The following is a 26,285-nucleotide window of genomic DNA, read 5'->3' as shown; positions in this document are numbered from 1 at the left end:
AATTATACCGATTTTGAGGATACAAAACTGGTTCAATTAGCTATTGATGGAGACAAGAAAGCATTACAAGCTTTAATTGTTCGGCACCAACTTTTTGTTTATAATCTGGCATTAAAAATGGCAGGTAATGTACAAGATGCTGAAGATTTAACACAAGAAATATTTATAAAAGTAATTACCGCTTTAGGTAAGTTTGAGGGTAAAAGTAAGTTTAGAACATGGTTATACCGTATCACGGTAAATCATTTTTTGAACAACAAGAAAAAGCACTCGAAATTAAAAATAGTCAACTTTGAGAGCTATTTTAATTCTATTGATGCTATTCCTAGTTTTGATTTAAATGATCAAGAAGAAAAAGAGTTTAGAGACACCATAGAAGAGATTAGGATTAATTGTACTACCGGCATGTTACTTTGCTTGTCTAAAGAGCAACGCATGATTTATATTTTAGGCGAAATGTTTGATATAGATCATAATATGGGAGGTGAAATTTTAGGCATTACGCCTGGTAATTTTAGAGTTAAGTTAATGAGAACCCGTAAAGAACTCTACAACTGGATGAATAAAAAGTGCGGATTAGTCAATACAAATAATCCATGTAGGTGCTCAAAAAAGACCAGAGGTTATATAAGTGAGGGTAAAGTAGATCCTGTTAACTTGCAATTTAATACGCGCTATACTTCTAAAATTAGTGCCCTATCTGAAAGTAAGGCTGAAGCCTTTACGAATACCGTAGATGAATTAAATAAAAAAGTATTTCAAACTCACCCTGCGCAAACACCAGTACAAGCTTCAAAAATAGTGGATGAGATTTTAAATAACGACTTAATAAAATCAATTTTAGATTTTTAAAAGAGAAGCAGGTACACTGTGAAAAAACCATCTCTAAACTTGCGGTTTTCACGTACATTAAGGTTTAAAATTTTAGCAGCATGTTCTACTTCCTCATCACTAGTTTCTGGGGTTCCACGGGTTCCTAAATCGCCCCTGACAACATCTATAATGCCTACTTTTTTACCACGGGCTATTTCTTTTGCTATTGTGGACCCACAACACAATTCAATATCATCTGGGTGGGCTGCAATAGCTAATATTTCAAGTTTTATCTGTTCTTATTTTACACGTTAAAGGGTGAAAAATCTACAAACTCATTAATAACCTTATGGTGATTTTTGGTTTTAATCCATTGTTTTGTTTCAAAGGTCCAAAATCTGCCGGTTTCTCCTGATTTATAAAAATCTTTATCAGAATTTTGATCAAATTCTAAGGTTGCCAAACCACTAAGTTGAAGTGTTTGTCCTTTTTTATAGTCTACAAAAAGTAATGCTGCTTTCGGGTTTTCATAAATATTACCTAACGTACTAAACATGCTATTTCCTAAATAATCTGGCACACGTAAATGTCCATTTTTTAAGATTTCAACAAAACCAGGGTTTCCGCCTCTATGTGACGATTCTATATCTCCTTTTTTTGTTTGTGTGGCTATGAAAAAAGTATGGGCATTAGCAATCCATTCTTTCTCTAGTTCATCTAAAATAGTACCGTTTTCATATTTGGAAGCTGCAGGTTTTGAATCTTCAGGAATTTCAATAACTTCTCTCTGAATGTGTTTTGGACAGCTGGGATATCCCATTATAATATCAAAAGAAAGTTGATTTCCTTCCTGGCGAGCGGTACCCCAAGCCCTATATCGTGCTCTTCTTTCCGCTTCATGAAAAAGCAAACCTACAGTAGGATTATTTTTAATGTTCTTAAAAAAAATATCATCTAGGTTACTGGTTATTTTAGATAAATCAAATTTAATTTCTTTGATTGATGGAACATTGATAAACCCTCTTTCGCCAACCAATAGAGACAACCAAATATTACCATTATCATCCTCGCTACCAGGAAAGGTCAAAACCTGATGTTCTATAAATGGTATAGACCTAGGATGTAAAGAATCTTTAACCATAGGTATTCGTCTTATAGCAATATCTTCTTCTTTCGCTTTTTTCTGTACAGCTAATTGACCGTTGGTGAAAGTGTGCTCCATAATTGTATTAATTATTTTATAACAGTTAGATACAACCTTGAAATTAGCGTTAAAAAATTAATGAATACGAATCGTTTCTAAGCACTAATAATCAGATTATATAGGTAGTCGAAAATTACTTCGTTTCTTTATTCATGAACGCTCTTATTTTCTTAATAACTGCATATTGGTCTTCTTCTAAGGCAAAATAGCAGGTATCATATATGTTGTAATCTATATCTTTGACATCTTTCTTAAATGCTTCGGTACCACTTTCAGGGAAAAAAGCATCATTGTACCCCAAACAACAAGTAATGGTCGCTGATTATTTCTTAAATAATCTAAGTGCAAAGTATCAGGATTTAGATTCAATAATTCTTACACTATGAGTGTATTGCCATTTTAATCCTTCTAATGAAAATACAGATAACAACACTTTTTCTGTTGCTGTTTTTCTGTTATTCCAAAGTGGTCTTACACCATCCCAGCCTGCACCCAAGTTTTCTTCATATACATTTGTAAACTATTACAAAACCTCTAAAAAATAAGGCAGAGCCATATTCGTATTTTTCTTGTTCCAAACTGCAAACAGCTCGGTTTCTTGTGGTACCTTATTTAATTCAATAAATTTAATAGCAGTATTCTTTTCATCTCGTAGGGAGTTCGGCACTATAGAAATACCTAATCCGTGTTCTACCAATTTAAATATCGTAGGTGCATGAATAGAACGATGCGATATTTTAGGAGCAAAGCCATAATCACTACAAAGCGCTACAATTTGATCATAGTACATTACACTGTCTTTGTTGGGTAGCAGTATGAAGGACTCTTCTGATAATTGCGATACATCTTTAAAATTAGCTTTAGAGATTGCATGATTTTTTGGCAATACCAAAGCGAATTTCTCCTTGAATACCGACTTAATTTCCATAGTAGGAGAAACAACATTAGACCGTATGAACCCAATATCTATTTGTCCCGCTTCTAAGGCAGAAAGCTGGGCGGTGTTACTAAGATCGTTCAGGTAAAATTCTATGTTTGGGTGGGTTTCCGTAAATATTTTAATAACAGAAGGCAAGTATTGTTGCATAGCCGAACCTACAAATCCTATTTTCAATAATCCTTGTTTACCAGAAATTGCAGATTTCCAACGCTCCATTGACACTGCTGCCTGATTCTGTATTAGTATTGCCTCTTGTTTAAAAATAATTCCTTCGGGACTTAAACTCACCTTTCTATTAGTGCGTATAAACAGCTTCTTTCCTAAAATAAATTCTAAACGCTGTATCTGTTGGCTTAAGGCAGATTGTGATATGTACAGTTTCTCTGCCGCCTCGCGGTAGTGTAACGTATCTGCCAACACCAAAAAATAGTGAAGGTGTCTAAATTCTAATTGATCAGTCATACTTATCAATAAACATACAATGTTAATTGTTTATTGTTAAAATAGATAAGAACTTTGAATATTAATTACAGTTTATTAATCTTACCATCTATTCTAAATACCTGCGTGCTATGAATTTTGAACAAAATACTGCTTTAGATAAAGTGTTGACAGCTTTGTTTCTTCCCTATAAAAAAAGTGTAACCGATGTAGAAAAAATTACCAAGGCAATGATCGGTGCCAATATGATCGCTAACGAAAATGAGATTGTCAATGATCATATAGCGTTTCGTACACTTGGTATTCCCAATTTGGGAATCGCTTCTTTTGAAAAGATATTTTTACACTACGGATATACTAAAATGGATTCCTATCATTTTGCAGCTAAAAAACTAGATGCCTACTGGTATGCTCCGCCAAGCCCAGCGTATCCTAGAATTTTTATTAGCGAGTTAAGAGTACAGGACCTTTCTAACCAAGCGCAACGTATCATTTCTGAATATATCAACCCCATCAAAATAGATCCTATAGATACCATTGATTTAGATGATACCAAGGCTGTGGGAGATTTTTTCTATAAGCCGTTATGGAAGTTACCGTCGCTAGCCGATTTTCAACAACTATCAGAAGAAAGTGAATATGCAGCTTGGGTAATTTACAACCGCTATTATTTAAACCATTATACTATTAGCGTTCATGATTTGCCTTCTCCGTATAATTCTTTAGAGGTTTTCAATGAGTTTTTAGAAGGATTGGGAATTGTGCTAAATTCCTCTGGGGGAATCATAAAAACCAGTAAAGATGGTTTATTACGCCAAAGTAGTTCGGTAGCTGAAATGGTAGATGCCACCTTTGCCCATAATGAAAAAATGAAAATTTCAGGCAGTTATGTAGAATTTGCAGAACGCTCCGTACTCCCTGAATTTGAGTCTTTAGATAAAATTGAAATTCAAAGGGAACATAGACGAGAAGGTTTTGAAGCTGCTAATGCAGATAAAATCTTTGAAAGCACCTATTTAGAGCAAACTTTGAAGAAGTAAAATTTATACTAGTTGTTGCTTTACAATACTTTGGGCTGTATAACTTGAATTTTGGTTACTAAATGATAATATTGAGCACCTTTGTTATTTGAACAAGATGGTGTGTGTTCATAGATATGACTATCTTCATTTATTTCCTAATAACTATTCTTTTGAATAGGTAATGAAATTGAAAAGTAATTTCGCTTTAAGATTCACGAATACCTTTATAATATATTAAACAAGCAATAAATAATCACATTTTATGGGAGCCTGTGGAAGGAGGGGAGTGTGATGTGTGCGGAATAGGAATTTTATGCTAAAAAACTTGGTTACTTTACTGTTTCAACCAGCATAATTCTTTCTATATTTTGTAGATTTAGATGCCTTTTAAAAATCGGGTGAAACCCTGTATTTAGAAATTATTTAAAACCAATTCAATGAAAATTTTTACAACTACCTTCATACTACTTTTCGTACTATTTAATATCACGGCCCAAAATCGTCTAACCGGTGAAACTTTTACCACTCGATCTGAAATATTATCAAAAAATGGTATGGCAGCTACCAGTCAGCCTTTGGCTACACAAGTAGCGCTAGATATTTTAAAACAAGGCGGCAGTGCAATTGATGCTGCCATTGCGGCAAATGCAATGCTAGGATTAGTTGAACCTGCTAGCTGTGGTATCGGAGGTGATATTTTTGCTATTGTTTGGTCAGCTAAAGATCAAAAGCTTTATGGTTTAAATGGAAGTGGAAGAGCCCCTAAATCGTTATCCATTGAATATTTCATGGATAAGGGTATGAAAAACATACCTTTATATGGTCCTTTACCAGTTTCCGTTCCTGGCTGTGTAGATGGCTGGTTTCAATTACACGAGAAGTTCGGTAAATTATCTATGAAAGAAATACTTGAGCCAGCAATAAATTATGGGCGTGAAGGATTTCCGGTGTCAGAGGTGATTGCTTACGAAATGGCATCTAACTACAACGGATTAAAGGACCAACCAGGTTTTGCCGAAACCTATATGCCCAACAATGGTCGTCCACCATTAAAAGGGGAGGTTTTTCAGAATCCAGATTTGGCGAATACCTATGAGAAAATAGCTAATAAAGGTCGTGATGTTTTTTATAAAGGGAGTATAGCAAAAACCATTGATGCTTTTATGAAAAAACACGACGGTTTTTTATCTTATGATGACCTGGCTTCACATACCTCAAATTGGGTAGAACCCGTTTCTGTTAATTATCGCGGGTATGACGTTTGGGAGCTACCACCAAATGGACAAGGAACCGCTGCATTACAAATACTGAATATTTTAGAAGGATTTGATATTGCAGCAATGGGCTTTGGCAGTCCTGAATATCTGCATGTACTTACAGAAGCTAAAAAACTGGCGTATGAAGATCGCGCAAAATTCTATGCTGACCCAGAATTTAATAAAATACCTTTAGAATCTTTGCTTTCAGATACATATACAAAAGAAAGAATAGATTTAATTGACTTGGATAAGGCTGCAAAAACCTATCCAGCAGGTGATATGGATATCGAAACCGGAAATACGACCTATCTAACAATTGCAGATAAAGAAGGTAATATGGTTTCTTTTATACAAAGTATTTATTCAGAATTTGCATCGGGCATGGTTCCAGACCAATTGGGTTTCGTACTCCAAAATCGTGGTCAAATGTTCAATGTGCAAGATAAATCTCATGCAAACGCTTTAGAACCGAATAAACGCCCTTTTCATACTATTATTCCTGACCGCTCAAATACGCTATTCTCTCAATACTTATAAATGTTCCATAATTTATATTATGTAAAATAGACTTTCAGACAACCCACTATCTTATACTAATTTCAACCTTATCGATAACCTAGGAAATACTAACTTATAAGTCCACCAACATCATCTCACCGACTTTTAAATCATCCACAGGATAATCTAAAAGCTCGTGTATGTAAAATAGAATATTTAATAACCCACTATTAGTTACATATTTCAACCCAATTACAAACATTCCAAAGTCTTACTTACAAGTCCACCAACATCGTCCCACCGACTTTTAATCATCCATAGGATAATTAAAAAAGCTCGTGTAAATCATCCAAAGAACAATTAAAAACATTCACGCTATTTCGGCATAAACTTATTATGATCCGATTTACCGAAATCTTTCTGTGTACCGGATTTCAGTTCGTCTAGCTTCGCTTTATCCTCAGCAGCTTTTTTCATTTCTGGAGAATCTTGTTCTTCGCTTGCCCAAAATTTCCACCATGGTTTAGATTTCTTGGTAATTGCCGTTTTCTGTTGCTTAGATGCAACTGGTTTTATTTTAGCGCTCGTATCTACATTAGCTATTTTAGGTTGGTGTTCTAAATTAGATTTTACAGGTGTTGATTGCTGTGCTGTTTCAGATTGCTCTGGCTTGGATGTCGCTGTTGGAGCTATAAGATTACCATCATGCAAAAACTTAAACTGTACTTTGCTAGATGCCAATGCCTGAGAAATGGTTTGTAGCATTTCATTTTTCTCAATTTGCTCTATTATAGAATTGCATTTATCAATAAGCGCTTGATCTTTTGTAATAGCACTTCTTAATTTAAACGTGATTTCACCACCAAAGGATTTGCGTTGCAAAATCATAAGCATTACTTGCTGAAACGATGTATTTATATCGGTTACCAGTTCCTCTATATGTTTACTTTTAAGTGCTATGCCGTAATTCTGTGCTTTATCCTCAGAAATCACAAAATTATCATCAGATTCATTCTTGGGTAATTTCTCTCCGCCCATGGCAACCACTTCTCCATTTTGAACCAGAAATACCTTATCTGAAATTGGATCTTGCTGTGGATTTTCATAATACTGCTTTACCATAACCGGTAACTTTAAACGCATCTCCGAATTAGAATCGATCGCAATCAAAACACCTTTAAAAGGAATACCTACCATTAACGTATCACACTTTAAATCAGCCGCTACCTTGATCATAAACGCAGTATCTAAAATCTTTTCACTGGCATACTCATGACCTTCGGCAAACAGCACATTTGTACCCTCTGCTTCTGTAATTTGATATGGTACATCTATTGCCTTTAAATTATCAAGTGCCTCTTTTTTAATAGCTGGAAACCTAGCATACAAATCTGATTCATTTGCCGCTCCTTCATATACCATGGCATTGCCACTATCTTTACCATAAGCCACTACGGGCGCAATACTATCATTGAATAAAAATTCTTTAAACTGTAGTTTTTCGTCTTTACGGTAATTAGATGTTTTTAAGATCGGCAATAAGGTCTCCATTAAAATGTTTTTTACGGTTGGTTATATATACAACTTTTGTATCATCGTTTTAGTGTACCAACTCTCCTATTATAAACATTCAACCACTCCCCTTCTTATGACCCAATCACCTCACCTCAAAATAATTAAGCACAAAAAAACCGCTCATTACGGAGCGGTTTTACTATTATTTAAAATTTATCTTATTTGTTTAACATAAACTTTGCCACTTCTAATTCTAAGGCGTAGCATTCTTCTATTTGGCGTTCCACATCGTTCAAACTTTCCTTGATAGAAATATCGTTGATTTTCAAAATTCCTAGCAATGAGTCGGTATTATCTGCAGCACGATTTATGTTATCTTTCAAGCTTTCTTTTTTCTCAAACTCCCCGTGGGTTTTCGGTTCATATAAATAAGATTCCATTTTCATTAACAATTGTGATACTGACTTTCTTTTACGTTCTAACTCGGTCAGCGCTACTATTTGTTTATTACTTTTTGAAATCTTCATAAATCAATTTATATAATATAAAACGAATCATAATTAAATTGATTGTATTTAATAAAGTCAAAATTCACCTTATCATTCAATGAATTAATAAAAAAATCTTCTAAAGAATATTTTTCCTATTCGTTATCAATGTGTTACAACATTGTACCTACTTTGATTTATTCAAAAAAACCGTAAATTTAGCGACCTAAAACCCTAATAAAAGAACCATTTGACCAGGATTCTCAAAAAAATTAGGATCACTAAAATAAATGCATTATTTTAGTATCATAAAATAAGTACTGTGACTACTAAACCAAATTTTGTTCTTCTTTCCGAAAACAACACCTACTACGTAGAATACCTTATTGGGCATCTTGTATTAGCGAACAGCATTACAGAAGCCGTTATTTTTGAATCGCAATCTCATGCCATAAAATTTCAAAAATATCTTTACAAAAATTGTAGTGTGCGCTTTTCTGTGAACACCTTCATTGCTTAATCACGATTTCTAGTTCCGATTAAGGTTAAATACATCTTAAATTCATTCACCGTATTTAAGCAAACACTATCTTCCTAAAAAAATATAATGAAATACCTTGTTCTTCTTTTTCTTGCTACCACTATGGTTTCTTGCTTATCAACTGATGATACAGCCCCTATAATTGTGGAACCGATTGATTATACCGCTATCAATGAAGAAGAGATTAATGCGTATTTAACCGCAAATGAATTAGAATCTGAAACAACAACTTCTGGTTTACATTACATCATTGAAAACCAAGGTGAAGGAGAAAAACCTACGGCTTCTTCTAATGTTACCGTTGCTTACAGAGGATATTTCTTAGATGGTTCCGTTTTTGACCAAAGTACAGATGGCTTGTCCATTGGTCTTGACCAGGTAATTGCTGGATGGACAGAAGGTATTCAATTATTTAATGAAGGTGGTAGCGGAGTCCTTTTAATACCTGCTCACTTAGGCTATGGTAGTTTTGATTTTAACGGTATACCTGGTGGATCGGTTTTAGTTTTTGATATTGAACTACTATCCGTTAATTAAATATAAAACTATCAACGTCCATTTTTGCAGTACGTACTTGGGTAACAGCACCTACCTGCTCTGTCCATGCAAAGTATAATGTTTCCTCTACTATTTCCATTTGCGGAAACCCAGATTTTCGGGAATCTGCCATTTCGGTAACTAACTGACTTTTAGAGACCGTCCCGTTTTTATTTACCACTAATGCATTGAACAAAGCGGTTTTGTCATTGGCTTCCATCCAACTGACTACTGCATTATCTTCATCCATCCAAAGTACATCTACACGCCCCATAATAGTACCTTCTGCAACAATAAATGGTTCTGTAAATTCTGCACCACCATCAGAAGAAAAAGCAATTTGCACTTTTTGCTTTTTTGAAGCTCCTGTAAACCAAGCTACCACTAAATTATTACCCAAAGCATCTACTTTAGGACCGTTTACCGGACAGCCTTTTATCTGCCAATCATCTTCATGAATTACTTTAGGTGTGGTCCACTCCCCTTTTACCTGACGAACAATACTGATATCTCTTATTTCATTTGCTGAACGATCACGATAAATTACAACCGGACCATTTTCAGTTATTGCGGATGTTGTCTGGCAGCAATCGCAGGTTCTAGCATCTAATTCATATTCCTGTAAAAGTTCTCCCGTGGTAGAAACTACTCCGCCTCTAAGTATCATTGCACCACGCTCTCCCGCTTCATTTTCCTCGGTATTTCTACCATCAAGCCAATTCACAAAAAAGTTGTTGTTATACGGCACAATACTTACAAATCCATGCTCCGTAGGAGTGCCGTCTGTATGCAAGGGTATATCTGTCTTCCAAACAGTTGCATCTTTAGGCTTCACGCTTATCTTTATATCATACGAATAAGTACCTTCGGTAGATTTTTTTAATATGTGAGACCATAAACTACCCTTATTTTCAGTTATCATAGGGTAATCTGCCCAGTTCACGAACCAATCTGTACCACTCAGTATATTTTGTGCTTCTTGCCACTCGCCATCAACTAGTTCTGAATAACGCATGGTCGCTAAAGTGTCGTTAGAAGTTTCTACCCAAGAAAGCAGCGTAACGTCTTTATTAGACATAAGGTGTGGCAACGCGCTTGATGCCGCTGCGGGAGATTTCATTTCTTCAACTATAACTACAGGTGCTTCTTGCTTTGGTGTTTTAGATTCTTCTTTACACCCCATTAGTAGACCTAACGCTACAAAAAGAAAAAAGGAATTTATTGTTATTCGCATTACTGTATCGCTCTAAGTTTTTCAATCATTTCTGGACTGTCCCATTTCAATCCACCATCAAAACGTGCTACCTGCTCCCCTGCTTCATTATATATAAATGTTGCCGGTAGGGCACTTACATTTTCTTCTGCATAAACACCGTTGAACTTGATAAAATCTAATTGAAAACCACGTGACGCTTTAAACTTATTTATTTTTTCTACAGACTGATCAGATGCAAATAGGAATACATAATTATCATCAGTTAAAATAGCTTGGGCTTTTTCCATATCGGGCATTTCTTCTATACATGGTCTGCACCACGTTGCCCAATAGTTCATTAAAACGCGTTTACCCTTGTAATCGCTTAATTCAATAGGGTTACCCTCTAAATCCTCATAAGTTGAAGTAGCTACTTTTTCTGTAGCGATTTTATTTTTTTCAGGTTCTACCTTTTTGGTCTTATCCCCTTTACATCCTATAACCACAATTGTGATAATCAGGAATATCAGTGTTCTTAAATGCATATTCAAATATACTATTTAGCACTATGAAACCTATAGGCTTAGAAACAAAAAAACCGCCTAATAGGCGGTTTTTCATATAATAACTGTTACGTCTTATTGAACTTCAACCAATTCTAATTCAAAGGTTAAATCTTCACCTGCTAATGGGTGATTTGCATCTACAACGATATCATTTTCGTTTACTTCCGCAACACGTAATTGTCTTTCGCTACCATCTGCATTAGTTGCCATAAGCGCCATATCTACTTTTGGCTCCATGTCTGCTGGTAAATCTGATTTTTGAACTGTTTGAAAAAGCTCTTTTTGCTTTTCACCGTATGCATCTTCTTTGGCGATAACGATAGTTTTCTTATCATTAACCTCCATATCAAGCAATCCTTTTTCAAAACCTGGTATTAAGCTACCTTGTCCTAATTTTACATCTAACGGCTCTCTACCTGCTGAACTATCAAATGTTTGACCGTTGCTTAGTTTACCTGTGTAATGTACTTTTACTTGACTATCTGCTTTTACTTTACTCATACTATTAAATTCTACTATTTAACTTAATTGAAGTGCAAAGGTATTGTTCTCAATAGGGAATAACGAAGATTATGGTAAAACCTTCCCTTTTTGGGCTCTTCTTAACATTAAAAGTTAAAAAACACGGTCAAATTACTAGTTTTGAATATGTTATTGAACTTCTTTACTAGAATTTACACGACCGTTATACTGAATAGCATTTCTATTTGCCATGTTCACAGAAACTACACTTGACATATTTGGAAAGATATCTACATAGACCATATACCTATCAGACGAATCGTTTATCTGAAAAATGATGGTATATTTCTGCTTATCGTTATTAAATTCTTGAATGTAATTATCCGGAAGTCCGTTAAACTCAATTCCTGCAGTAGTTCCATAACCACCTCCAAATTGACGTTCGCCATAATAAGGTAGGTTGGCAGATACACTATCACCTTCTATTTTCAAGAAACCACCATTACCGTTTAAATCTATTCTAGACACTGTATTACCGGGAGCTATGAGTCCGCTATTGGCTATTGCAGTCATACTCTGAGTTACCATAGGGCTTGCAGAGGTAGCCGTGAATTCAAAATTTTGTGATGTTACTAAAGCATGAATAGGATGCGAATCGCTTATTGTAGTCTTTGACGTCTTACAACCGGCAATAATGCTTAATGCAAAAATTAATAGAATAGAAGTTCTCATACTATGATGTGTTTACACTATCAATTCCCCACCAAATCTATGCCAAAAGACAAGGTTTAGTCTTCATAATCCTCTTCTTCAAATTCAGTAGTAACCAATACTGATTTTTTAAAGTCTACATTTCTAGATTCTTTATACAACGCTTTGATCATACGTTGACGCTTTCGGTCAGAAATGTTTAAAGTATCTAATCCTCTTATTTTTTGCTTTAACGCCTCTCTTTGCAACATCACCGCAGTTTCATAATTGGGTTCAAATTGAAACATTACCGGACCTTCGTCTTCTTCGTTCGGTTTTGTAGTTGTAGAGTTGTTCGATTGTGAGTACGACATAGCCGTACAGAAAAATGTGCAGCAAATAGCTAGCCGCATAAAACTTTTCATATCAATTTCATTAATGTTCTAGGTCTAAATTAGTAACATTTATTTTAATTGATACATAAACCATGCATGATCTAAAGAAATAATACCAAGTTTAACCAATCATCTAAGAAATAGGTATTTAAACGTGTTGTCTAAAATTAACTGGTTTTCTAAATTTTAAGGTATACTCCATAAAATCAAATTCAAGCTCTGAGGTTTCCCGCGTATGAAAATTGACCAATTTGTACTGCTCAGGCAATACATCTTTTGTTGACTTCAAGTATTCCATCAATTTTTTATTCGTTTCGGAAAGTTTAGAAATCTTAGTTTTTAAGTACACTTTAGTTTCAAATAATGCCACAGTAGAAGGTTCATATAAATATGAATCTACCCTAATTTTTATATGTTGAATGGTTTTTTTACAACGCTCCAATTTTCCTAAACACGTAGATTTGTCCTTTACTTTGTCCATAGCAGCAGATTTAAATATGAAATTGTGGGAATTTTACTTCAAGATAAGAAAATAGAAGTATATTTAAGCAATGTTTGTGTAAGTTTAACTTTAGTTTAAAAAACACACAGTTTAGCTAACCTTTTAGAAACAAAAGGGTTAATAAATCTTAATTACCAAAGCAATACATATTAAGAATTTTTTAATTGTTATGCATTGCTGAAATGAGTACCTTAAACTAAATTTTTAGCCTATGAATATCAATTTTGAATACGACGATGTTAAAGCCAGCAACCGATTAGAAATAATGGCTGCTGAAAAATTAGAGAAATTATTGGATAAATATGATTTTATCGTTCGATCAGATGTTTTCTTTAAAAAGGAAAACACCTCTTCACCAGAATCAGGTATGGTTTGTAACATACGCTTGAGCGCACCAGGTCCTCGCCTGTTTGCGCAATCATCTTCTGATAGTTTTGAAGCAGCAATTGCCTCTTCTATTGAAGATTTAAAAAGACAATTGGAAAGAAGAAAAGCAAAAATGCAGTCTCATTAGACTGCATTTTTTTTATTGTTCCAAACTATCACTAACAACTTTATGATTTGCAATCACCGATTGTACACGTTCAGAAAATGGATTCTTTTTTAATTCTTGGATCAAACGTTTTCTTTTCGCATCAGAAATATCAATAGAATCTAAAATTTCTTTCATTCTATATTGATGTGCCAAACGGCTCTGTTTTAAAGCTACTCTCTCAGCAGCTGTCAACACATAATCAGCTTCAAATTTATTCAAAAGCATACGTTGCTTTACCCTTGCATCTAAATGCAAAGAATCTTGTGCTTGAGTTTCTTGTATACCCAAAATAAGACATACCAGAAAACCACAAAAAATGGTTAGTTTTTTCATTTTAATAACTTGTTCTACCCTAAATTTAAAACAAAAAAATTATACTTCTCTTGATAGCCTTATATATCTGCATTTTACCAATAAAATATCCTTTATCTATTACATTAACCGACTGTAATAACTAACTTAAAACCAGATGATTATCATTACTACATAAGCATCAATCGCATATGTTTTGTGTATTTAAAAGATAAAGACCCACTTACCTTTATAATTTTGCAGTGACCACATCTTAGATATTGTATTTTTTTAGATCAATATTATAAAGGATTACAGCAATGACCAACATTAATCTTTTGCATATTTGCAATCTGCGCGGAAATCATTGATAATTGATTTTGTATTATTGAACATTTTAAAGAAATGGATTACATAAAGTCAATTTTTAATACCTTTGCAGCTTCAAAATTTCTATATGATAGTCTGGATTATCTTTATTGCATTTGTTCTTATTTTTCTTGCCTTGGATTTAGGTGTTTTTCATAAGGATGAACATGTAATTAAATCTAAAGAAGCCGGAATTTGGACTGCTATTTTCGTAACCGTAGCTTTTGCCTTCAGTGGTGTAATCTATTGGTTGTTCAATGCTGAGATTATTGCCAATCCAACAGGACTTACCCCTAACGACGCCGTACTTAAATATATAACAGGTTACCTTATTGAACTTTCTCTTAGTATAGACAACGTTTTTGTAATTGCGGTGATATTCTCCTCTTTTAAGATTCCGCCATTATATCAACACCGCGTACTATTTTGGGGAATTTTAGGTGCCATTGTCTTTAGAGCTTTAATGATATTCTTTGGCGTTGCCTTGATTACTAAATTCGAATGGATTATTTATGTGTTCGGCGTGTTCTTGCTCTATACGGCTTTTAATATGCTGAAGGGCGAAGACGACGACTTTGATCCAAAAGATTCTTTTGTGTTTAAACAGATAAAGAAAATTTACCCGGTTACAACGACCATGCACGGTCATGACTTCTTTGTAAAAAGAATGGGACTCAACGCTGCTACTCCCCTATTTGTAGCACTTATTGTAATAGAACTAACGGATATCTTATTTGCCCTAGATAGTATACCGGCCATATTAGCCATTACCGCTGATCCCTTTATTGTTTTTACTTCTAATATTCTGGCAATTTTAGGCTTGCGTTCCATGTATTTTCTAATATCTAGAATGTTAGAGAAATTTAAGTATATCAACTACAGCTTAGTGGTTATACTTGCCTTTGTTGGATTAAAGATGTTATTCTCTCATTACATACATTTACCAGAATGGGTATCACTGACCGTAATCTCAGTTTCGTTACTTGCCGGTATTTTAGCTTCGGTCTTAATTAAGGATAAAGAATAACATAGGAACAGTATTAGCGCTCCGCGAGCTTTGCATCTATAATTACCATGGCATCATCTACGGTTTGCATTTTTTCCATATCCTCATTTTCAAGACGAATGTCAAAGGCATCTTCTACATCTAATACAATATCTACAAGATTAGCAGAGTTGATGTTTAAATTGTTCATGAAGTGACTATCTTGAGCAATGTCAGTAACCGACACGTCTTCAGGTAGATATATTTTAATAATATCTTTTAATTTTTGATATTTTTCTTCTTTAAGCATACATTGATTTTATTAAAATACCTTTTAGTATAAATTATTATTCTTTTGAAAACGCCTTAAAAATAACACAGGCATTTACATCTCCAAATCCAAAACTTGCTTTGGCAATCACTTGTGGCGAATGATTTTTTGTTTCCTGCGGAATACTAGATGCTGGTATCAGTGCCAAAATATCTGGATGAATATCTTCACAGTTAACATTCTTAAAAACCAGCTGTTCTTTAAATTGTAAAACTGTGGCAACACTTTCAATGCTCCCTGCCGCTGCCAAACAATGCCCAACCGACCCCTTAAAAGAATTGATATATGGAAAATCACCTTTATCCCTATCTAATGCGGCACACCAATTTTCTATTTCTAGACTATCTTTAGAAGTTGCTGTTAAGTGTCCATTGATGACATCAATATCAGAAGCCGCAATTCCTGAATTTTTAATGGCATTTTGTATACATCGCTGCACCGCTATACTATTTGGTGCAGTCATTGATCCTTCTCCTACTTGTCCGCCACTATTAACTTCTCCTCCCAATACTTCAGCGTAAATATGTGCACCACGTTTTTGTGCGCTTTCCAAAGACTCCAACACCAAAGCTCCTGCACCGCTTCCTGGAATAAATCCGCCCGCCGTTGCACTCATAGGTCTGCTTGCTTTAGTGGGGTTGTCGTTGTAACCTCTTGGTAAAATACGCATAGCATCAAAACCGCCCCATACATAAGGTCCGCTATCACTACAGCTACCCGTGAGCATAATTTCTGCTTTTCCCTGACTAATACGGTCATAAGCCATTAAAATACCTTCGGTACCCGTTGTACATGCGGCGGAGTTGGTAGTCACTTGATTTCCACAACCTAATAATCCGCCTAAATAAGCGCTGATACCGCTTGCCATTGTCTGGATTACCGAGGTACTGCCCAACCTTCGAACTTTACCATCGTCTATTAAATGAATGGCTTCCCTAAATTTATCGACCCCTAATATTCCTGTTCCAAAAATAATACCACAGTCCCAGCTTGGCTCATTTGTTATATTCTTCTCTAAACAGGCATCTTTCCAAGCATCTACACCGGCAATTACGCCGTAAACGATTCCTGTAGCGTTTAACCCCCTGCGTTCTAAAGGCGTAAAGTATTTAGCTATAAGCTGATCTTTCACCAAAGGTTCTCCTGCCACTTGGCAACCAAAACCCAACTTCTCTAAATTTGGCTGATGCCGTAGTCCGCTTTTACCTTCAAGTAAAGCATTGGTAAAATCAGAAAGTCCCACACCATTTGGTGCACATACTCCTAAACCAGTAATAACTACGCGTCTATTCATTTGCTACACCTATCATGCCTGCTAAAACTCCCTTGCAGACCAATTTATCATTTTCATTATACATTTTAACTTCACACTTTAATTTCTGAAACCGAAAATAGACCAGCTCAGAAACCACCCTTACTTGCTCGCCGGGATAAACAGGTATTAGATAATCCATTTGAGAACTACTCATACCGATGGCAACATTTTCTAATTCACTCTTTTTACCTAAAAAATAAATACCCAAACACACTAAACCTATTTGTGCGCAACATTCGGTCAATATTACACCTGGTGTAACCGGCTTATTTTTAAAATGACCTTTATAAATATCTAAATCGGGTGAAAATCGATAACTACCCTCCACTCTTTTATCACTAATTTTCAGAATTTCCTCCACAAAAAGAAAAGGCTCCAAATATGGTAGTTGTTTCAATATCCAATCATAAGATTCTTTCATCACCTTACATTTTACATCAAACTTTCACCACCATCGACCTTGATTACGGTTCCGGCAATCCATTTTGCTTCATCCATAGTTAACAAATACACCGCATTTGCTACATCTTCGGGCAATGTTAGTCTGTTCTGCGGATTTCTTTTTAATGCGTTTTCTTTTATTTGCTCGTAACCGGGAATCATAGATAAGGATTTTGTCATGGTAATACCTGCTTGTATGCAGTTTGCTTTTATGCCCACAGGTGCAAACTCCAACGCAATACTTCTGGTCAATGCTTCCAATGCCACTTTAGCTACCGAAACGGCACTATAATTAGGTAATGCTTTGGTATTTCCTTCACTTGTAAAGGATATGATGCGCGTATCTTTAGCAAACAAACCTGCGGTGGTCAATGCCTTGGTCCAGTCATAAAGACTTAGAGCCATGGCATCAAAAGTGATTCTAAAATCAGTATCCATCAAAGTTGGTCTACTCTCAGAATACATAGGCTTCAATGTTCCCTTTGCCACACTATGTACCATTACTTTTATTTGATGTCCTTGCGGTAGTTGTTGCTTGATATCAGAAATAATACTTGGTCGTTTATCGGCATTCAATACATCTACGTTCATCGCCAAAAACTCATTACCATGAGAACGAATTTCGTTAAACTCCTTTTCAATTTCATCCATTGCAGCACGTCTGTCACGGTGCATAATTAAAATATGATAACCATGGCTAGCCAATTTCTTTGCAGTGGCGAGTCCCAACCCACTACTTCCTCCTAAAATCAACGCCCAATACGTACCCTTCATAATTGCTATTTGATTATTCTACCATTCTATTAAAACCCGTTGCGCAGAAAAACCGGGACCAAAACTTAATATTAACCCCTGATCGCCTGCTGCTATATCTTTTTCTAAAAAACGCTCTAAAACGTATAAAACAGTAGCACTACTCATATTTCCATACAACCGTAAAACTTCTCGTGTATCATCAATATTCTTACCTAATGCTCCAAAAAGTGATTCTACAGTCTGTACTATTTTCTTTCCTCCTGGATGAAATACCAAGTGATCTACTTTATTTATATCACTACCATACTTTTCTAGAAATGGATGTACAATATCACCAAAGTGATTAGAAATGGTTTCTGGCACCGCGGGATCAAGAATCATTTTTAATCCGTGATTGGTCAAATCAAAACCCATCATTTGAGTAGCATCTTTAAAATGATACATTTCTTCCCCAATTATCTTTGGACCAACAGCATCCTCTTCTGAAGATAGCAACACACAAGCCGCACCATCACCAAAAATAGCGGCACTCACCATATTTGCCATGGAATAATCCTGAAGCTGAAAGGTTGCAGTGGGACTCTCAACAGAGACCAATGCAATTCGCTTACCAGGGTTTGATCTTAAGAAGTTATGGGCATATATGAGACCGGATACTCCCGCCGCGCAACCCATTTCAGTCACCGGAAGCCTTACCACATCTTTACGCATACCCAATTCATTAATCAAGTAAGCATCTAAAGACGGAATCATAATACCCGTGCAACTCACCGTAATGATATAATCTATAGAAGAAGCTTTCCAGTTACTTTTACCAAGTGCGTTCTTAAGCACATTAGCCCCCATTCGCTTTGCCTCTCTACTATATATTTTGTTTTTATCTTCAAAAGAAGTCGTTACAAATACGTCTTCCGGTGGCATTATAGAATATCGCTTGTCTACTGCAGCCCCTTCAAATATTTTAACGACCTTTCTTGAGAAACGTTCTTCTTGCTCACTTAGCCAGAATTCTACAAGTGGAATAATATCCTTGGTATCTCTAGAATACGGTGGTAGTTCTTTGGTAACACTAACAATTCTTGTATGATTCATAGTTGTTCTTAATCTTCAATCTACTTATTTCTTTTTTAATACCCACGCATATCTAAATGCCCATTTCCATTTTATATGGTGAGATGCATTTGTAACCTGATGCGCAAAATGTTGCAATTCTTCTTTCTTAAATGCCCTACGGATAGATAACAGACCGTCTTTCTTCCCTATTTCTGTTTTAATAAAAAAGAAACTAAATGCTTTAAACAAATAGTATGCGATCGGACTCCGTTGTAAATCATTAATGACCACACCCAACTTTGCTATAGACACAAACCTCTTCAAAAACTGAACTACACCGTCATCTGTAAAATGGTGCAATGTCAACGTCGTCATCACCACATCAATTTTCCAATCAGAAAAATCGGTTTCCAAAATATCGGTATTTAAATAACTAATCTCAGGATAACCAGATGAATATTGTTTTGCCAACTGCAATCCTTGTTCGTTAAAATCTATTCCTATCAGTTGTAGTTTAATATTTCGCTTTCTAGCTTCATCAGCCAGCTTTCTCAACATGGTTCCTTCTGCACAACCCATATCTAAAATCGTATACGATTCTTGAAAGTTAGAACTAATCAACTCAAATACAGCATCTAGTGTAATACTATATCCTCCAAGCAACCTATTTACCCTATTGATATCTTGCAGAATAGTTTCTAGCTCATTAGTCGTACCAGAAAAGGTATCCATAATCTCCACTTCACTACTTCTCTTTGTAAAATCTACCATTACGATATTAATTCTCCGTGGGTTTTAGAAATAATAAACTTCAATATTGATTTTGATTTTCCGACAGATTTAATTCCCATTGAAACTAATCTTTTATTCATTAAGACGGACTGTAATTTTCTACCAAACCATAAACGAGCACTAAAAGCTTTTGACCAAGCCTTTCTATAATCATGTTCTAGGTCGATACGTTTGTAATTTGATTCACTAAAGTATTTTGATATTAATTCAGAAGCAATCTTAGCACTATGAATTGCCATTGCCATACCATTACCACAAAGTGGATGAATTAGACCTGCCGTATCGCCACACATAAGCATGTGGTCAACGACATTATCTTTCTGATCAAAGGCAATTTGGGCAATGGTCAAAGGTTGTTCAAAAACAGGACTTGCATTTGATAAAAACTGTTTTAAAAATGGGTTTTCTGCTACTACTTTAGCATTAAAACTTTGGACATCTTTATACTGTTTAAAACTTTCATAATTTACTAAATAACAAAAATTAACAGCTCCGATTTCCGTTTTTGATAGTCCGCCATAACCGCCATTAAAATTGTGTAGCGCCACTAGGTCTTCCTGAAAATCTTCAAGTTTATAATGTGCCTTTACCGCTAGCCACGATTGTTTTTTCTTGCTGAATGCCCTATCTAAATTTTTATCTAAGACCGATCGTTTACCATAAGCTCCTATAGCAATTTTAGAAGAATAGCTATTAGACTTGGTTGTAATAGTGAAAATATCATTCTTGAATGCGGTTGCTATGACCTTCTCACAGTAAAAAACAACACCAAGCTCCTTTGCTCTTTCAAAAAGCAAATTATCAAGCGCATATCTACTAATACCGAATCCGCCCAATGGCAAATCGGTTTCCACCATAAATCCATCAGTTGTAGTTATTTGAAATTTAGTAATGTCTATAGCACCATGAGACTTTAAATCTACCCCTAATCTTTTTAAATATGGTTCTATTTCTTTAGACACATATTCTCCACATACTTTATGGTGTGGATATGCTTGCATTTCCATAACGGCAACATCCAGACCTTGCAAAGCCAAATGAACGGCAGCAGTTAATCCGGCCAATCCACCTCCAATAACTAATATACCATGTTCTTTCACCGCATTGAAGTTACTCCAAAAACAAAAAAACCCTGCAAATGCAGGGTTTTTATTTTAACTCAATACTAAAATTTATATCAATTAATTAGTTTGGGTTTGTGCCTCTTGTTTTAAGGACTCACTAGCTACAATAGCCAATTCTACTCGTCTATTCTTTGCTTTACCAGCTGTAGTTGTATTATCACCTACAGGCTGTGTTTCACCATACCATTTGGTATCAAAACGGCTAGCATCAATACCTTGACTAACTAAATAGTTGGTGACAGATTCCGCTCTTTGCTTGGACAAGTTTAAATTATACTCTTCGGCACCTGCACTATCCGTGTGGCCTTCAATTAAAATATTAGACTGAGGGTATTCTTTAAAAATACTAACCAATTTATCTAAAGTAACTGCAGATGTGCCTTGAACATTGCTTTTATTGGTATCAAAATACACACCAGCATCTTCATTAAAAGTTACGTTAATACCTTCACCAACACGCTTTACCTCTGCACCAGGAATTTCTTCTTCTATTTGCTCTGCTTGGCGGTCCATTCTATTACCAATATAACCACCAGCGGCACCACCTATTGCAGCACCTAGAATGGCACCCAATGCAGTATTGTTACCACTACCTACATTATTTCCTAAAATACCACCAATAACAGCACCACCAGATGCACCTATTACAGCTCCTTTTTGTGTTTTATTTGCGTTTTTAACCGTGCTACAGCTCATTACCAATGCAAGAGCAAGAATGTAACTGGTTCTACGTAATATCATTGTTTTCATATGCATATATTAAATTTTTAGTAGGTTTATTTTTTACTGAATTCGTAAACAACATTTATTGGAGTACCTTCTACCATAACATTAGATTTTAAGGTCATAGCATATTCGGTCAGGTTTTCAATATTTAAACGATAACCTGCACCACCAGATATGTCTTGATTTTTCTCGTTAATAAATTTGAATTGCAATTGACTTGTATAGTTCTCTTCTCGCTCTACAACAGACCATCTAATATAGCGGTCCCCACCTGTACAGAAGGTTGATGGATTAATAGTGTATCTCCCTGTGCTGTTGTTGTCACGAAAGAACCACTCACTACCTTCCAAGCAAATATCTTCAACGTCATTGAATAATACTGCTTTAACGTTGCCCGTGTTGCCCTCAAAAGAAACATTATTCAATGCCCAGGTACCACTTAGCAGGTTACGCTTTGCTCTAGAGTCCTTAGACACTGAACATGAAGATACTAAAAGCACTATGCTAAAAAGCCAAATCATTTTTTTCATAAGTAAATATTTAGGTTTGTTTTATATACGACGATTGTCATTTTTTGGATGAAAAATTGTTACTTTTTCGACCAAATGACACTGCAAAGATGTTGCTATATCTATTTAAACATTGCCTCTTTTAACAAATTTGTTAACGGGTTTACACGATATGGGAGATTTGAAAACTGTATGCCAGTTACCTTAATATGCTATTAATTCCCTCAAGTCAGATTCAAATCTAGATTTCGCAAGATACTGTTCTTCCAGTTTTGAGTCGAATGGAATAGGCGTTTCCAAACCACCTACTCTTTTTATGGGTCCGTCTAAATATTCAAAGCAGTTTTCCATGACCATAGCAGAGATATCACTAGCGATACCGCCAAAAAGGCTATCTTCTTGAAGGATAATCAATTTTCCCGTTCTTACGACGGAATCATAAATAGCTTTAGTATCTAATGGCTTTAAAGTTCGTAAATCTAAAAGGTCTGCTCGTATTTCTGGATTGTTCCCTAAAGCTTCTAACGCCCAATGTACTCCTGCACCATAAGTTACAATAGTAATCTGATCACCTCTTTTTAATAGACTCGCCTTCCCTAAAGGTAGCGTATAATAGTCCACAGGAACTTCTTGATACTGGCTTCTATACAATCCCTTATGTTCAAAAAACAGTACTGGATTTGGGTCTTCTATCGCTGTAGTCAATAAACCTTTTGCATCATAAGGAAATGCAGGATATACTACTTTTAAACCAGGAGTTTTGGTAAACCAAGCTTCGTTGGTTTGAGAATGAAAAGGACCTGCGGCTACGCCGCCGCCGCAAGGCATTCTAATTACAACATCTGCTTTTTCACCCCATCTGTAAAAACTCTTTGCCAAATAATTTACTATAGGATTAAAACCACTACTTGCAAAATCTGCAAATTGCATTTCCACAACGGCCTTCATTCCATTAATGGATAATCCCATTGCGGCAGACACAATGGCCGATTCGCAGATAGGTGTATTACGTACGCGCTCCTTACCAAAATCATTAACAAAACCATCGGTTATTTTAAATACCCCACCATACTCAGCAACATCTTGCCCCATGATTACGAGATTGTCAAATTTCTTCATGGACTGTCGTAATCCTTCAGAAATAGCGTCGACCAAGCGTATATTAGTAACAAATCTACTAGGTCTAATTTCTTTTAAATCAAACTTTTGATATACATCATTTAATTCTTTACTTTCATTAGGTGTAATTGTATCTTCACTAATGACTATCCTTAAATGTTCATCTATCTCAGCTTGAATATCTGCCTTATAATTTGTAATACTCTCTTCGGTCAATAACTTTTCACCAATAAGATATTGAGTATAATTTTCTAAAGGATCTTTCGCTGCCCATGTATCTAAAAGTTCCTGTGGCACATATTTTGTTCCGCTAGCTTCTTCATGCCCACGCATACGAAAAGTCTTAAATTCCAGTAACACCGGTCTAGGATTTATTCTCATATCCCTGACCAAATGAGATACTTTGAAAAAGACCTCTAATATATTGTTTCCATCAATTATGTGCGATTCCATTCCATATCCGGCACCCTTATCCGCAATGTTCTCACATTTAAATTGCTCGTTGGTGGGTGTTGATAATCCGTATCCATTATTCTCGACACAGAAAAGCACTGGCAAATCCCATACCGAGGCAACGTTCAATGCTTCATGAAAATCTCCTTCGCTAGTACCTCCTTCACCAGTAAATACAGCTGTAATCTTGTTTTCGTTTTTTAATTTATGAGCAAGTGCTATGCCATCCGCAACGCCTAACTGGGGACCTAAATGCGAAATCATACCCACAATTTTAAAATCTTGCGTTCCAAAATGAAAACTACGGTCTCTACCTTGTGTAAAACCACTTGCCTTACCTTGCCATTGTGCAAACAATCTATAAAGCGGAATTTCTCTTGTAGTAAATACACCTAGGTTTCTATGCATAGGAAGTATATATTCATCACTACTTAAAGCGGAGGTAACACCAACAGAAATAGCCTCTTGACCAATACCGCTAAACCATTTAGAAACCTTGCCCTGACGTAGTAAAACCAGCATTTTTTCCTCGACCATACGAGGTTTAAGCATTGATTTATACAGTGCTAACTTAACATCTTGAGCTACTTTAAAATCGGTGTAATTCATTGATTAGGTTAATTTTGGCTATTAAAATATAAATGTAACAAAAATGCATATAGCAAGTATTGAATATAACAACGCTTATAAATGGACAATAATTATTAATTTTACGTAAAATCTTTTATAATATGAGCTTGGTACCCAGTGTTGATCTGACGGATTTTCTTTCGGATGACCCAAAAAGAAAACAAAAGTTTATTGATGAAATTGGAAAAGCATTTGAAGATATAGGATTCGTAGCGTTAAGCGGGCATTTTTTATCGGAAGAATTTGTAGATACATTATATTCAGAAATTAAGGAATTCTTTGATTTACCCGCTGAAGTAAAGGACGGATACCAAATTGAAGGCATAGGTGGTCAACGTGGCTATACTTCTTTTGGTAAAGAGCATGCTAAAGGTAGAAAAGAAGGCGATTTAAAGGAATTCTGGCATTTTGGTCAATATGTAGAAGATAACGATAAGCTTGAAAAAGAATATCCTGCCAACGTCATTGTTAAAGAGCTTCCTAAATTTAATGAAGTAGGCAAGGAAACCTATAAAATGTTAGAAAAAACTGCCAGATACGTTTTACGTGCCCTGGCGTTGCACTTAAACCTAGATGAATTCTACTTTGATGATTTCATTAAAAATGGAAATTCAATTTTAAGACCAATACATTACCCACCTATTACATCTGAACCTAAAAATGCGGTAAGAGCTGCTGCTCATGGTGACATTAATCTTATTACACTTTTAATGGGCGCCCATGGCAAAGGTCTTCAGGTACAAAACCACGATGGCGAATGGGTTGATGCAATTGCAAGACCAGATCAATTGATGATCAATGTGGGTGATATGCTTAGTCGTTTAACGAACAATAAATTATTATCTACCATACATCAAGTAGTTAACCCACCAAGAGAATTATGGGGTACATCTAGATACTCGGTTCCATTTTTTATGCATCCCGTAAGTGAAATGCCTTTGAATTGCTTGGAGAACTGTATTGATGAAGACCACCCAAAATTGTACGAAGATATTACGGCAGGTGAATTTTTACATGAAAGATTAATCGACCTTGGATTAATTAAAAAGTAAGCACTATGGATCTCAAAGACCAATTAAAGAACTTATTTCCTGATCACGAAGCAGAGGAGACTCCCGTTGAAAAAAAAGTAGATAATCCTATTTGGCTTCAAGACGACCCTATTATTTGCAAGTACGAAAAGCGCAAAGGAAAACCTATTACAATTTTAGAAGGGTACACTGGTGCCGATGAAGATTTTAAGAAATTAGCAAAAGAATTAAAGACCAAATTAAGTGTTGGCGGTAGTTTTAAGGACGATAAAATAATCATTCAAGGAGATTACAGGGACAAAATCATGGCAATACTGAAAGATAAAGGCTTTTCTGTTAAGCGAGTAGGTGGTTAATTAAGTAAAATCACTACCTTCAAAGTTCCATTTGTTTTCTGTTAAATAATTTTATAACGTTGTTATTAGTATTATTTTTAATCTAATCAAACTAAATCAAATCTGGTATGAGTTCTCTCTTGCACATAACCAACGGCGATGTTTTCACCGAACGTCTCCAAAAATTAAATTTAGATGGCGATGTCATCACATGGCGCGAAATGCTATGCGAAGGACAAACACTCCCCAATGTAGGCACAGAATCTTTTTGGAAAGCTCGTTTCGAGTTTTTGCATAAAAATTATAAAGTTTCAAAATCTTGGTTTATAGAAAAGACCCTTAAAGAATACAGGTCTTTATGTAGCCACAAACAACAAGATCATATCGTTCTTTGGTTCGAGTATGATCTTTTTTGTCAAGTA

Annotated in this window: 33 protein-coding genes and 1 pseudogene; 10 read left to right on the top strand and 24 right to left on the bottom strand. The window is 35.4% G+C overall.

What is annotated here, in order from left to right:
* A partial coding sequence (locus tag ABJI11_RS11755; RefSeq protein WP_348352356.1) for an RNA polymerase sigma factor occupies positions 1-852 on the top strand: 852 nt, incomplete at its 5' end.
* A 20-nt stretch (positions 853-872) separates the two neighbouring features.
* On the opposite strand, the pseudogene ABJI11_RS11750 reads toward ABJI11_RS11755, so the two are convergent.
* The 5 genes and pseudogenes from ABJI11_RS11750 to ABJI11_RS11730 form a co-directional block, all read right to left on the bottom strand.
* Positions 873-1,106, bottom strand: a pseudogene (locus ABJI11_RS11750) (PIG-L family deacetylase); the annotation flags it as partial.
* 11 nt (positions 1,107-1,117) lie between these two features.
* Positions 1,118-2,035: a pyridoxamine 5'-phosphate oxidase family protein gene (locus tag ABJI11_RS11745; protein ID WP_348352354.1), complete on the bottom strand. Its 918-nt coding sequence runs from the start codon at positions 2,033-2,035 to the stop codon at positions 1,118-1,120.
* Between the two features lie 115 nt (positions 2,036-2,150).
* Entirely contained in the window at positions 2,151-2,318 is a 168-nt protein-coding gene (locus ABJI11_RS11740; RefSeq protein ID WP_348352352.1) for a hypothetical protein, read from the bottom strand.
* Between the two features lie 51 nt (positions 2,319-2,369).
* Positions 2,370-2,513 (bottom strand): hypothetical protein, encoded by a 144-nt coding sequence (locus ABJI11_RS11735; RefSeq protein ID WP_348352350.1) that lies wholly within the window; start codon positions 2,511-2,513, stop codon positions 2,370-2,372.
* Between the two features lie 27 nt (positions 2,514-2,540).
* Positions 2,541-3,419, bottom strand: a complete 879-nt coding sequence (locus ABJI11_RS11730) for a LysR family transcriptional regulator (protein WP_348352348.1) — start codon at positions 3,417-3,419, stop codon at positions 2,541-2,543.
* Between the two features lie 110 nt (positions 3,420-3,529).
* On the opposite strand from ABJI11_RS11730, the gene ABJI11_RS11725 reads away from it, so the two are divergent.
* Both ABJI11_RS11725 and ggt read left to right on the top strand, forming a co-directional pair.
* On the top strand, positions 3,530-4,438 hold the full coding sequence (locus tag ABJI11_RS11725; protein ID WP_348352345.1) for a DUF1338 domain-containing protein: 909 nt from the start codon (positions 3,530-3,532) through the stop codon (positions 4,436-4,438).
* Positions 4,439-4,857: 419 nt separating this feature from the next.
* The gene (gene ggt, locus ABJI11_RS11720) at positions 4,858-6,216 is read left to right on the top strand and encodes a gamma-glutamyltransferase (protein WP_348352343.1); all 1,359 of its coding nucleotides are present in this window, start codon (positions 4,858-4,860) and stop codon (positions 6,214-6,216) included.
* Between the two features lie 336 nt (positions 6,217-6,552).
* Here ggt and ABJI11_RS11715 read toward each other — a convergent pair whose 3' ends face one another.
* Positions 6,553-7,728, bottom strand: a complete 1,176-nt coding sequence (locus ABJI11_RS11715) for a DUF1444 family protein (RefSeq protein ID WP_348352341.1) — start codon at positions 7,726-7,728, stop codon at positions 6,553-6,555.
* A 182-nt stretch (positions 7,729-7,910) separates the two neighbouring features.
* The gene (locus ABJI11_RS11710; RefSeq protein WP_348352339.1) at positions 7,911-8,219 is read right to left on the bottom strand and encodes a hypothetical protein; all 309 of its coding nucleotides are present in this window, start codon (positions 8,217-8,219) and stop codon (positions 7,911-7,913) included.
* 283 nt (positions 8,220-8,502) lie between these two features.
* On the opposite strand from ABJI11_RS11710, the gene ABJI11_RS11705 reads away from it, so the two are divergent.
* Together ABJI11_RS11705 and ABJI11_RS11700 are read left to right on the top strand one after the other, a co-directional pair.
* Entirely contained in the window at positions 8,503-8,700 is a 198-nt protein-coding gene (locus ABJI11_RS11705) for a hypothetical protein (protein WP_084684675.1), read from the top strand.
* Between the two features lie 87 nt (positions 8,701-8,787).
* Positions 8,788-9,258 (top strand): FKBP-type peptidyl-prolyl cis-trans isomerase, encoded by a 471-nt coding sequence (locus tag ABJI11_RS11700; RefSeq protein ID WP_348352337.1) that lies wholly within the window; start codon positions 8,788-8,790, stop codon positions 9,256-9,258.
* Here the strand turns inward: ABJI11_RS11700 and ABJI11_RS11695 are convergent.
* From ABJI11_RS11695 to ABJI11_RS11670, 6 genes are all read right to left on the bottom strand, one after another.
* Entirely contained in the window at positions 9,251-10,492 is a 1,242-nt protein-coding gene (locus tag ABJI11_RS11695) for a hypothetical protein (protein WP_348352335.1), read from the bottom strand. The two genes, ABJI11_RS11700 and ABJI11_RS11695, sit on opposite strands and share 8 nt — an antisense overlap.
* Positions 10,492-10,998, bottom strand: coding sequence for a TlpA disulfide reductase family protein (locus tag ABJI11_RS11690; protein WP_348352334.1), 507 nt, complete (start codon positions 10,996-10,998; stop codon positions 10,492-10,494). Before ABJI11_RS11690 ends, ABJI11_RS11695 begins: the two co-directional genes overlap by 1 nt.
* Before the next feature lie 93 nt (positions 10,999-11,091).
* Complete coding sequence (locus tag ABJI11_RS11685; protein WP_036154719.1) at positions 11,092-11,520, bottom strand: peptidylprolyl isomerase; 429 nt, start codon at positions 11,518-11,520, stop codon at positions 11,092-11,094.
* Between the two features lie 150 nt (positions 11,521-11,670).
* Complete coding sequence (locus ABJI11_RS11680; RefSeq protein ID WP_348352332.1) at positions 11,671-12,213, bottom strand: DUF4251 domain-containing protein; 543 nt, start codon at positions 12,211-12,213, stop codon at positions 11,671-11,673.
* A gap of 56 nt (positions 12,214-12,269) precedes the next feature.
* Positions 12,270-12,596 carry a hypothetical protein gene (locus ABJI11_RS11675; RefSeq protein WP_348352330.1) on the bottom strand — a complete coding sequence of 109 codons (327 nt, stop codon included), beginning with the start codon at positions 12,594-12,596 and terminating at the stop codon, positions 12,270-12,272.
* A 118-nt stretch (positions 12,597-12,714) separates the two neighbouring features.
* Positions 12,715-13,047: a hypothetical protein gene (locus ABJI11_RS11670; protein ID WP_348352329.1), complete on the bottom strand. Its 333-nt coding sequence runs from the start codon at positions 13,045-13,047 to the stop codon at positions 12,715-12,717.
* A gap of 232 nt (positions 13,048-13,279) precedes the next feature.
* Between ABJI11_RS11670 and raiA the strand changes: the two genes are divergently transcribed.
* Positions 13,280-13,582 carry a ribosome-associated translation inhibitor RaiA gene (gene raiA / locus ABJI11_RS11665; protein ID WP_348352328.1) on the top strand — a complete coding sequence of 101 codons (303 nt, stop codon included), beginning with the start codon at positions 13,280-13,282 and terminating at the stop codon, positions 13,580-13,582.
* A gap of 12 nt (positions 13,583-13,594) precedes the next feature.
* On the opposite strand, the gene ABJI11_RS11660 is transcribed toward raiA, so the two are convergent.
* Complete coding sequence (locus ABJI11_RS11660) at positions 13,595-13,936, bottom strand: hypothetical protein (RefSeq protein ID WP_348352326.1); 342 nt, start codon at positions 13,934-13,936, stop codon at positions 13,595-13,597.
* A gap of 415 nt (positions 13,937-14,351) precedes the next feature.
* Here ABJI11_RS11660 and ABJI11_RS11655 point away from each other — a divergent pair, with 415 nt between their 5' ends.
* Positions 14,352-15,290 carry a TerC family protein gene (locus ABJI11_RS11655; RefSeq protein WP_348352324.1) on the top strand — a complete coding sequence of 313 codons (939 nt, stop codon included), beginning with the start codon at positions 14,352-14,354 and terminating at the stop codon, positions 15,288-15,290.
* A gap of 13 nt (positions 15,291-15,303) precedes the next feature.
* Here the strand turns inward: ABJI11_RS11655 and ABJI11_RS11650 are convergent, their stop codons facing one another.
* The 10 genes from ABJI11_RS11650 to ABJI11_RS11605 all read right to left on the bottom strand — a co-directional run bounded on the left by ABJI11_RS11650 (position 15,304) and on the right by ABJI11_RS11605 (position 24,476).
* On the bottom strand, positions 15,304-15,558 hold the full coding sequence (locus tag ABJI11_RS11650; protein ID WP_348352322.1) for a phosphopantetheine-binding protein: 255 nt from the start codon (positions 15,556-15,558) through the stop codon (positions 15,304-15,306).
* A 37-nt stretch (positions 15,559-15,595) separates the two neighbouring features.
* Complete coding sequence (locus ABJI11_RS11645) at positions 15,596-16,873, bottom strand: beta-ketoacyl-[acyl-carrier-protein] synthase family protein (RefSeq protein ID WP_348352320.1); 1,278 nt, start codon at positions 16,871-16,873, stop codon at positions 15,596-15,598.
* A complete protein-coding gene (locus ABJI11_RS11640; protein WP_348352318.1) occupies positions 16,866-17,315 on the bottom strand; it encodes a hotdog domain-containing protein in 450 nt (149 codons plus the stop codon). The genes ABJI11_RS11645 and ABJI11_RS11640 overlap by 8 nt, the downstream gene beginning before the upstream one ends.
* A gap of 11 nt (positions 17,316-17,326) precedes the next feature.
* On the bottom strand, positions 17,327-18,109 hold the full coding sequence (locus tag ABJI11_RS11635; protein WP_348352316.1) for an SDR family oxidoreductase: 783 nt from the start codon (positions 18,107-18,109) through the stop codon (positions 17,327-17,329).
* Between the two features lie 18 nt (positions 18,110-18,127).
* Positions 18,128-19,183 (bottom strand): type III polyketide synthase, encoded by a 1,056-nt coding sequence (locus ABJI11_RS11630; RefSeq protein WP_348352314.1) that lies wholly within the window; start codon positions 19,181-19,183, stop codon positions 18,128-18,130.
* A gap of 24 nt (positions 19,184-19,207) precedes the next feature.
* Positions 19,208-19,915, bottom strand: coding sequence for a methyltransferase domain-containing protein (locus ABJI11_RS11625; protein WP_348352312.1), 708 nt, complete (start codon positions 19,913-19,915; stop codon positions 19,208-19,210).
* On the bottom strand, positions 19,915-21,036 hold the full coding sequence (locus ABJI11_RS11620; RefSeq protein ID WP_348352310.1) for an NAD(P)/FAD-dependent oxidoreductase: 1,122 nt from the start codon (positions 21,034-21,036) through the stop codon (positions 19,915-19,917). Before ABJI11_RS11620 ends, ABJI11_RS11625 begins: the two co-directional genes overlap by 1 nt.
* A gap of 81 nt (positions 21,037-21,117) precedes the next feature.
* A complete protein-coding gene (locus tag ABJI11_RS11615) occupies positions 21,118-21,810 on the bottom strand; it encodes an OmpA family protein (RefSeq protein WP_348352308.1) in 693 nt (230 codons plus the stop codon).
* 26 nt (positions 21,811-21,836) lie between these two features.
* A complete protein-coding gene (locus ABJI11_RS11610) occupies positions 21,837-22,316 on the bottom strand; it encodes a hypothetical protein (RefSeq protein WP_348352306.1) in 480 nt (159 codons plus the stop codon).
* A 183-nt stretch (positions 22,317-22,499) separates the two neighbouring features.
* Entirely contained in the window at positions 22,500-24,476 is a 1,977-nt protein-coding gene (locus ABJI11_RS11605; RefSeq protein ID WP_348352304.1) for a thiamine pyrophosphate-dependent enzyme, read from the bottom strand.
* Positions 24,477-24,598: 122 nt separating this feature from the next.
* Here ABJI11_RS11605 and ABJI11_RS11600 point away from each other — a divergent pair, with 122 nt between their 5' ends.
* The 3 genes from ABJI11_RS11600 to ABJI11_RS11590 all read left to right on the top strand — a co-directional run.
* On the top strand, positions 24,599-25,549 hold the full coding sequence (locus tag ABJI11_RS11600; RefSeq protein WP_348352302.1) for a 2-oxoglutarate and iron-dependent oxygenase domain-containing protein: 951 nt from the start codon (positions 24,599-24,601) through the stop codon (positions 25,547-25,549).
* A gap of 5 nt (positions 25,550-25,554) precedes the next feature.
* Positions 25,555-25,884, top strand: a complete 330-nt coding sequence (locus tag ABJI11_RS11595; protein ID WP_348352300.1) for a translation initiation factor — start codon at positions 25,555-25,557, stop codon at positions 25,882-25,884.
* Positions 25,885-25,991: 107 nt separating this feature from the next.
* Positions 25,992-26,285: DUF1835 domain-containing protein (locus tag ABJI11_RS11590; RefSeq protein ID WP_348352298.1), on the top strand; the 294-nt coding region annotated here is incomplete at its 3' end.

Origin of the sequence: Maribacter sp., from assembly GCF_039968975.1 — a bacterium.
Lineage (GTDB): Bacteria > Bacteroidota > Bacteroidia > Flavobacteriales > Flavobacteriaceae > Maribacter.
The sequence above is the reverse complement of the archived record's forward strand: the minus strand, read 5'-3'. Positions and strand labels throughout refer to the sequence as shown.

What these genes read in the sequence shown, in the direction of transcription:
- ABJI11_RS11745 (WP_348352354.1), bottom strand. Translation starts at nt 2,035, where the DNA reads ATGGAGCACACTTTCACCAACGGTCAATTAGCTGTACAGAAAAAAGCG.
- ABJI11_RS11730 (WP_348352348.1), bottom strand. Translation starts at nt 3,419, where the DNA reads ATGACTGATCAATTAGAATTTAGACACCTTCACTATTTTTTGGTGTTG.
- ABJI11_RS11725 (WP_348352345.1), top strand. Translation starts at nt 3,530, where the DNA reads ATGAATTTTGAACAAAATACTGCTTTAGATAAAGTGTTGACAGCTTTG.
- ggt (WP_348352343.1), top strand. Translation starts at nt 4,858, where the DNA reads ATGAAAATTTTTACAACTACCTTCATACTACTTTTCGTACTATTTAAT.
- ABJI11_RS11715 (WP_348352341.1), bottom strand. Translation starts at nt 7,728, where the DNA reads ATGGAGACCTTATTGCCGATCTTAAAAACATCTAATTACCGTAAAGAC.
- ABJI11_RS11710 (WP_348352339.1), bottom strand. Translation starts at nt 8,219, where the DNA reads ATGAAGATTTCAAAAAGTAATAAACAAATAGTAGCGCTGACCGAGTTA.
- ABJI11_RS11700 (WP_348352337.1), top strand. Translation starts at nt 8,788, where the DNA reads ATGAAATACCTTGTTCTTCTTTTTCTTGCTACCACTATGGTTTCTTGC.
- ABJI11_RS11695 (WP_348352335.1), bottom strand. Translation starts at nt 10,492, where the DNA reads ATGCGAATAACAATAAATTCCTTTTTTCTTTTTGTAGCGTTAGGTCTA.
- ABJI11_RS11690 (WP_348352334.1), bottom strand. Translation starts at nt 10,998, where the DNA reads ATGCATTTAAGAACACTGATATTCCTGATTATCACAATTGTGGTTATA.
- ABJI11_RS11685 (WP_036154719.1), bottom strand. Translation starts at nt 11,520, where the DNA reads ATGAGTAAAGTAAAAGCAGATAGTCAAGTAAAAGTACATTACACAGGT.
- ABJI11_RS11680 (WP_348352332.1), bottom strand. Translation starts at nt 12,213, where the DNA reads ATGAGAACTTCTATTCTATTAATTTTTGCATTAAGCATTATTGCCGGT.
- ABJI11_RS11675 (WP_348352330.1), bottom strand. Translation starts at nt 12,596, where the DNA reads ATGAAAAGTTTTATGCGGCTAGCTATTTGCTGCACATTTTTCTGTACG.
- ABJI11_RS11670 (WP_348352329.1), bottom strand. Translation starts at nt 13,047, where the DNA reads ATGGACAAAGTAAAGGACAAATCTACGTGTTTAGGAAAATTGGAGCGT.
- raiA (WP_348352328.1), top strand. Translation starts at nt 13,280, where the DNA reads ATGAATATCAATTTTGAATACGACGATGTTAAAGCCAGCAACCGATTA.
- ABJI11_RS11660 (WP_348352326.1), bottom strand. Translation starts at nt 13,936, where the DNA reads ATGAAAAAACTAACCATTTTTTGTGGTTTTCTGGTATGTCTTATTTTG.
- ABJI11_RS11655 (WP_348352324.1), top strand. Translation starts at nt 14,352, where the DNA reads ATGATAGTCTGGATTATCTTTATTGCATTTGTTCTTATTTTTCTTGCC.
- ABJI11_RS11650 (WP_348352322.1), bottom strand. Translation starts at nt 15,558, where the DNA reads ATGCTTAAAGAAGAAAAATATCAAAAATTAAAAGATATTATTAAAATA.
- ABJI11_RS11645 (WP_348352320.1), bottom strand. Translation starts at nt 16,873, where the DNA reads ATGAATAGACGCGTAGTTATTACTGGTTTAGGAGTATGTGCACCAAAT.
- ABJI11_RS11640 (WP_348352318.1), bottom strand. Translation starts at nt 17,315, where the DNA reads ATGAAAGAATCTTATGATTGGATATTGAAACAACTACCATATTTGGAG.
- ABJI11_RS11635 (WP_348352316.1), bottom strand. Translation starts at nt 18,109, where the DNA reads ATGAAGGGTACGTATTGGGCGTTGATTTTAGGAGGAAGTAGTGGGTTG.
- ABJI11_RS11630 (WP_348352314.1), bottom strand. Translation starts at nt 19,183, where the DNA reads ATGAATCATACAAGAATTGTTAGTGTTACCAAAGAACTACCACCGTAT.
- ABJI11_RS11625 (WP_348352312.1), bottom strand. Translation starts at nt 19,915, where the DNA reads ATGGTAGATTTTACAAAGAGAAGTAGTGAAGTGGAGATTATGGATACC.
- ABJI11_RS11615 (WP_348352308.1), bottom strand. Translation starts at nt 21,810, where the DNA reads ATGAAAACAATGATATTACGTAGAACCAGTTACATTCTTGCTCTTGCA.
- ABJI11_RS11610 (WP_348352306.1), bottom strand. Translation starts at nt 22,316, where the DNA reads ATGAAAAAAATGATTTGGCTTTTTAGCATAGTGCTTTTAGTATCTTCA.
- ABJI11_RS11605 (WP_348352304.1), bottom strand. Translation starts at nt 24,476, where the DNA reads ATGAATTACACCGATTTTAAAGTAGCTCAAGATGTTAAGTTAGCACTG.
- ABJI11_RS11600 (WP_348352302.1), top strand. Translation starts at nt 24,599, where the DNA reads ATGAGCTTGGTACCCAGTGTTGATCTGACGGATTTTCTTTCGGATGAC.
- ABJI11_RS11595 (WP_348352300.1), top strand. Translation starts at nt 25,555, where the DNA reads ATGGATCTCAAAGACCAATTAAAGAACTTATTTCCTGATCACGAAGCA.